This window comes from Paraherbaspirillum soli (genome assembly GCF_042654985.1).
In the GTDB taxonomy this organism is placed as follows: domain Bacteria; phylum Pseudomonadota; class Gammaproteobacteria; order Burkholderiales; family Burkholderiaceae_D; genus Paraherbaspirillum; species Paraherbaspirillum soli.
Window position 1 is genome coordinate 1 of record NZ_JBHSMT010000016.1, and the last position, 6,938, is coordinate 6,938.

General features: G+C 64.4%; 2 protein-coding genes. Both read right to left on the reverse strand.

Going from position 1 to position 6,938, the window contains the following annotated elements; all coding sequences use genetic code 11:
• Nucleotides 1–2,602 (reverse strand): amino acid adenylation domain-containing protein (locus ACFPM8_RS11630; protein ID WP_378997717.1); only part of this gene is annotated, 2,602 nt, incomplete at its 3' end.
• A gap of 184 nt (nt 2,603–2,786) precedes the next feature.
• The coding region (locus ACFPM8_RS11635) for an amino acid adenylation domain-containing protein (protein WP_378997718.1) at nt 2,787–6,938 on the reverse strand (4,152 nt) is incomplete at its 5' end.

The following is a 6,938-nucleotide window of genomic DNA, read 5'->3' on the forward strand; positions in this document are numbered from 1 at the left end:
CGACGCCGGCGCCGCCGATATACATCTCGCCGGCGACGCCGACCGGCACCGGCTCGCCTTCGGCATCAAGCAGGTAAATGCTCAGATCCGGAATCCGGCGGCCGATCGGACTGGCGCCGCGCCGCTCGCAATCCGCCCGTGTCAACGGCTGATACGTCACGTGCACCGTGGTTTCGGTAATGCCGTACATATTGACCAGCCGGGTGCGCTGCTCGTCGTTGCGCGCGAACCAGGGCGCGAGCGTGGCCACTTCCAGCGCTTCGCCGCCGAAAATCACATGCCGCAATTGGTGCACATCCTGACTACCAGCTTGCGCCGCGATCAGTTGCCGGAACGCGCTCGGGGTCTGGTTCAAGATCGTGATCCGTTCCCGGCACAGCAAGCGATAGAAATCGTCGGCCGAACGTGCGATGTCCTTCGGCACCACCACCAGCCGCCCGCCATGCAGCAGCGCGCCCCAGATTTCCCAGACCGAAAAGTCGAACGCGAACGAATGAAACAAGCTCCACACGTCGTCGCTGCCGAAATGAAACCAGTCAGCCGTGGCGGCGAACAAGCGAGTCACATTGCGATGCTCGACCATCACCCCCTTCGGCGTGCCGGTCGAGCCCGAGGTATAGATCACATACGCCAGATGGGCCGAACTGAGGCCGATGCTGACCGGATCCGGATTGTGCGTCGCATGCCAGGCCCAGGGCGGCGCCGTGGCCGTCAAGTCGATGACCGGCACGCTAGACGGGATGATGGCCGATACTTCCGGCCAAGCGCCAGTGATGCCGGCTTGCGTCAGTACCGCCACCGGCGCGCTGTCGGCCAGCATGTGCGCCAAGCGCTCGGCAGGATAGGCCGGGTCCAGTGGCACGTAGGCGCCGCCCGCCTTCAACACCGCCAGCAGACCGACGATCATCGACAATCCGCGCTCTACGCACAACGCGACCCGGTCGTCCGGCCTGACGCCCTGCTCGCGCAGGTAATGCGCCAGCTGGTTGGCCTGCAGATTGAGTTCGGCATAAGTCAGCTGCGCATCCTCGTGCACCAGTGCCACCGCCTGCGGCGTCTTGGCGACCTGTGCTTCAAACAGTTGATGAATCAATTGATGCTGCGGATAACTTGCCTGCGGTGCGTTCCAGCCGATCGCCAACTGTTGCCGTTCGCTGAACATGAGCAGCGGCAAGCGCATTACCGATTGCTGATCGTCGGCCACCATCGCCGCCAGCAGGGTGCGCCAATGGCCCAGGTAGCGCGCCACCGTGCTGCGTTCGAACAACGCCGTCGCGTATTCGATACTGCCGGCGATCGTGTCGCCGACCTCGCCCAGCGCCAGCGTCAGGTCGAACTTGGCCGTCGCCTGCGTCAATGCCAGCGGCGTCAGCGTCAAGCCCGGCAACGCCAGGCTGCCTTGCGGCGCGTTTTGCCACGCGAACATCACTTGGAACAGCGGGCTGTGCGCCATGCTGCGCACCGGTCGCGTCAGTTCCACCACCTGCTCGAACGGTAGCTCCTGATGCTGTTGCGCCGCCAGCGCTTGCTGCTTGACCCGCGCCAGCAGTTGCGCCACCGTCGGCGCGTCGCCGACATCCATCCGCAACGCCAGCGTGTTGACGAAGAAACCGATCAAACCTTCCACTTCGGCCCGGCCCCGGTTCGCCGTCGGCGTTCCGATCACCACTTCATCCTGGCCCGCCAGGCGCGCCAGCAGCAGCGCCCAGCTGCCCAGCAAGGTCATGAACAAGGTCGTGCCGTGGCGTTGGCTCAGCGCTTTCAAGCCCCGGGTCAGCTCGGCATCCAGCCGGCAATCGATCACCGCACCGGCATAATCCTGCTGCGCCGGGCGCGGATGATCGGTCGGCAATTCCAGCAGCGCCGGCGCTCCCGCCAGATTGGCTTGCCAGTAGTCGGCCTGTTGCTGCAACACCGATCCCGTCAGCCAGCGCCGCTGCCATGCTGCGTAGTCCGGGTATTGCACCGTCAGCGGCGGCAGCGGATCGTCCTGACCTTGTTGGTAGGCGCGATACAGCGCGCTGAATTCATTGACCAAGACCCCGATCGACCAGCCGTCGGAGACGATGTGGTGCATCGTGATCAGCAGCGTGTGCTGCTCGGCCGCTTCGCGGATCAGGCGGCCGCGGATCAACGGGCCGTGCTTCAAGTCGAACCGCGTGCCGGCTTCTTCGGCCAGCAGGCGTTCGCGCTCTTCAGCCGGCTCCGGATGGTCGCGCAAGTCGTGTTCCAACAACAGAAAGCAGCTTTCTTCCGCCGACGTAATGCACTGCCGCGGCTGGCCGTCGACTTCGTGGAACGTGGTGCGCAGCGCTTCATGCCGCGCCAGCAAACGGTCCAGCGCTTGCGCCAGCGCCGCATGATCGAGTTGCCCGTTCAACTGCAAGCCGGCCGGGATGTGATAGGCCTGGCTGACGCCGCCCATTTGTTCCAGGAACCACAGCCGCTGCTGGGCGAACGACAGCGCTTGCCGCTCGACGCCGTCGACCGCGACAATCGCAGCGTCATCAATCGACTTTCGTTTAAGTTTGGCGGTTTGCGCCAATCTCAACAGTCGCTCCCGTTCAACTACCGACAAATTGCCTAGCTGGTTCTGTTTCACGCTTGCTCCTGTTTGTTGTATATGCACATTCAAAACACTGCAAATCCATTAAGAGATTAGTCAAGGTCGCCTCTAGGACCGTAGCGAGCGGTCCAAGGTCGGGGCGAGAAGCGCAGCCGTACGGAGGTACGGTGAGCATCGCAGCCCCGAGATTGGATCGCGCAGTAGGTTCTTAGAGGTGACCTCAAGCGGTGTCGCGCATCAGATTCGACACCGAGGCCAGCTCGACCGGATCGAATTGAGCCAGCTGCGAATCGATGATTTGTTCGGAAAGCGCGGCCAGGGTCGGACTCACAAACACATCCTGCAGCGCGATGTCGACCCCGAACGCGTGGCGCAGACGCGAGATCATTTGCACCATCAGCAGCGAGTGGCCGCCCAGCTCGAAGAAATTGTCGTGGCGGCCGATCTGTTCGATTTTCAGCAAGTCGCTCCAGATTTCGGCCAACGTGGTTTCGATCTCGCCTTGCGGCGCTTCGTAAACACGCACCGGATAGGCATCGGCTTCCGGCGCCGGCAAGCGCATGCGGTCAATCTTGCCGCTCGGCGTCAGCGGCATGCAATCGAGCTGCACGTAGGCGGCCGGCACCATGTAATCCGGCAAATGCCAACCCAGGTGGGTCCGCAGGTGCTCGGCATCGACCGCCCGTTCGCTGGCGTCCTCGGCGGCGACCACATACGCCACCAGGCGCCGGTCGCCCGGGCTATCCTCGCGCGCCACCACCACCGCTGTCCGCACCGCCGGGTGGGTGGCCAACTGTGTTTCGATCTCGCCCAGTTCGATGCGGAAACCGCGCAACTTGACCTGGAAGTCGTTGCGGCCCAGGTAGGCTATCGTGCCGTCCGCCCGCCAACGTCCGAGGTCGCCGCTGCGGTACATGCGAGCCCCGGGCTGTGCCGAAAACGGATCGTGCATGAAACGTTCCGCCGTCAATTCAGGTCGGTTCAGATAACCGCGGGCGACGCCGGCGCCGCCGATATAAATTTCGCCAGCCACGCCAACCGGCGCCGGCTGCCCTTGGGCGTCGAGCAGGTAAATCCGGGTGTTGGCGATCGGACCGCCAATCGAGATCGAAGCGGCCGACGCACCCGGCGGACAGACCCAATACGTGGCATCAATCGTGGCCTCGGTCGGACCGTATAGATTGATCAACTGCGCCTGCGGCAGTTGCGCATGGAAGCGCGCGATCAAGCTCGCCGCCAGCGCCTCGCCGCCGCAAAACACCCGCCTCAGTGAGTGGCAGGCGGCAAAAGCCGGGGTCTCCAGCAGCATGCTCAGCAGCGTAGGCACCACCTGCAGCGTGTGGATCTCCTGACTCTGGATCAACTCGGCCAGGTAGGCGACATCACGCTGCCCATCCGGTTTCGCCAGCACCAGCCTCGCTCCGGACAACAGCGGCGCAAAGAATTCCCAAACCGAAGCATCGAAACCGCACGGCGTCTTGTGCAGCACCGCATGGTCCGCAGTGAGTGCGAACGCTGATTGCATCCACAACATGTGATTGGCGACATTGCGATGCTCGACCATCACCCCTTTCGGCTTGCCGGTCGAACCCGAGGTATAGATCACGTATGCCAGGTGGCTGGCGCTCAGGCCGATGCCGGCCGGATCCGGATTGTGCGCGGCATGTCCGGTCCACTGCGGCGCCGCTGCCGCCAGATCGAGCACCGGCAAAGTGGACGAGATGGTGCTCAGTACTTGTTGCCAAGCGCCGCCTATGCCGGCTTGCGTCAACAGCGCCACCGGTGCGCTGTCGGCCAGCATGTGCGCCAGCCGTTCGCTTGGATAGGCCGGATCCAGCGGCACGTAGGCGCCTCCTGCTTTCAACACCGCCAGCAAGCCGACCACCATCTCTGGGCCACGTTCGGCACAGAGCGCGACCCGGTCGTCCGGCCTGACGCCTAGCGCGATCAGGTAATGCGCCAGCCGGTTGGCCTGCAGATTCAGTTCGGCATAGCTCAGTTGGCTATCCTCATGCACCAGCGCCACCGCGTCCGGGGTCTTGACGACTTGCGCTTCGAACAGTTGATGTATCAATTGCTGCTGCGGATAGGCGGCCTGGGTCGTGTTCCAATCGCTGACCACCTGCTGCCGTTCTGCCGCCGGCAATACATCGACGCTGATCAACGCTTGCTCCGGTGTTGTCTCCAGCGCCACGACCAGCCGCTCCAGCGCCGTCTGCATGAAGTCGCACACCCGCAGCGCGCCCACCGCTGCCGCCACCTGCGCGGTCAACCGGAAGCCCTGGCCCAGATCGTCGACCGCAAGTACCAGCGGATAGTTGGTGCGTTCTTCGCCCGACAACATCTCGATCCCGGCCCAGGCTTGCTGCTGCTCGGCCGATGGCGCGGCGCTGTCGGCACTGTGTCGGTAATTGAGCAAGGCCGAGAACAACGGCGTGGTCGCCGGAATCGCGCTGGCCCGCTGCGCCAATGCCAGCGACGCATGCTCGTGTTGCAGCAATTCAGCCAGCGAGCCATGGGTACGGCGGACGCTGGCCGCCACTCCTTGCTCGTCGATTTTGATCCGCAGTGGCAGCGTGTTGATCAGCAATCCCATCATCCGATCCGCACCCTCGCCGCCCTGCATGCGGCCGAACAGCACCGTCCCGAACACCACATCCGTGCGTCCGGCGGCCCGCGCCAGCACTTGCGCCCAAGCCAGGTGGCAGATGCTGGCGGCGCTCACCCCCAGTTGCCGCGCCTGCTGCCGCAGCCGCCGTGCCAAGTCCGGATCCAGCTGCAGTTGCGCTTCTTCCAGTCCGCTGCCGTCGCCGCGCACTTCCAGCAAGCCGAATGGCGCGGTCGGTTCATCGACATCCGCCAACATCTGGCGGAAAAAAGTTTCATGCGCTTGCGGCGTCACCCCTAGCCGCGCCTGGGCGACGAAGTTACGGAACGGCAGTGCCGCCGGCAATTGTTGCGCCCGGCCCAGCAGATGCAATTCAATCTCGGCGCGCACCACATCCAGCGTGGTGTGATCGCCCGCCAGATGATGCAGCAAGGTCAGCAACAGCCAGCGCCGCTGCGGCGCATCGTAGGCCAGGCAGGTACGCAGCAACGGCGCCTGCGAGATATCCAGCCGGTATTCGCGGGGGTCGAAACGGGCCCGCAATTGCGCCGCGACATCTCCCGCCGCCGGGTCCAGCTGGACGCCCTCTATCGGTAATTGCGCATGACGCCACACCACTTGCACCGGTTCCGGCACGCCATCCCATACCACCGCCGTGCGCAAAATGTCGTGCCGGTCGATCACTGCCTGCAACGCTGTCAGATAACGTTGCAATTGCACCCGGCTGTCGAAGCTGGTCAGGCCCACCAGCAAATACGGATCGCCTTCGCTCGCCATCAAATGGTGGTACAGGATGCCTTCCTGCAGTGGCGCCAGCGGATAGATATCCTGCACATTGGCGACGCCGCCCGGCACCGTGCTGACGACGCTGGCAAGCTCGACGCTGTTCAAGGCGATCAGCGGCAGCATCGCCGGGGTCAAGACTTCGCACTGCGGCGGGATCAGGTTGGGCGGCACCGCCACCAGCTGATTCTCAACGCCGACCGCAGCGGCCAAGCCGGCCACTGTCGGCGCGGTAAACAAGGCCCGCACCTCAGCCGGCAATCCCTGCCGGCGCATCCGTTCCATCAGCGTCACCGCCAGCAGCGAGTGGCCGCCCAAGGCAAAGAAATTGTCGTGACGGCCTACCTGCTCAATCTGCAATAGCTCGGACCAGATGGCCGCCAGCGTGGTTTCGGTTGCACCCTGCGGCGCTGCGTAAGCATGCGCCGCATACGCATCGGTGGCCGGCGCCGGCAGCTGCTTGCGGTCGAGCTTGCCGTTCGAGGTCAGCGGCATCTGCTCCAACTGCACGTAGGCGGCCGGCACCATGTAGTCCGGCAGCTGCGCGCTCAGGTGGGTGCGCAGTTGTTCGGCGTCGACCGTCCTGGCAGCGACGATATACGCGACCAGGCGCTGGTCGCCCGGCTTGTCTTCGCGCGCCAGCACCACCGCTTCGCGTACCGCCGGATGCTCCGTCAGTCTGGCCTCGATCTCGCCCAACTCGATCCGGAAACCGCGAATCTTGACCTGAAAGTCGTTGCGGCCCAGGTAGGCTATCGTGCCGTCATCCCGCCAGCGTCCCAGGTCGCCGCTGCGGTACATGCGGGCGCCAGGCAGCGCCGAGAACGGATCGGGCACGAAGCGTTGCGCCGTCAGTTCCGGCCGGTTCAAATACCCGCGGGCGACGCCGGCGCCGCCGATATACATCTCGCCGGCGACGCCGACCGGCACCGGCTCGCCTTCGGCATCAAGCAGGTAAATGCTCAGATCCGGAATCCGGCG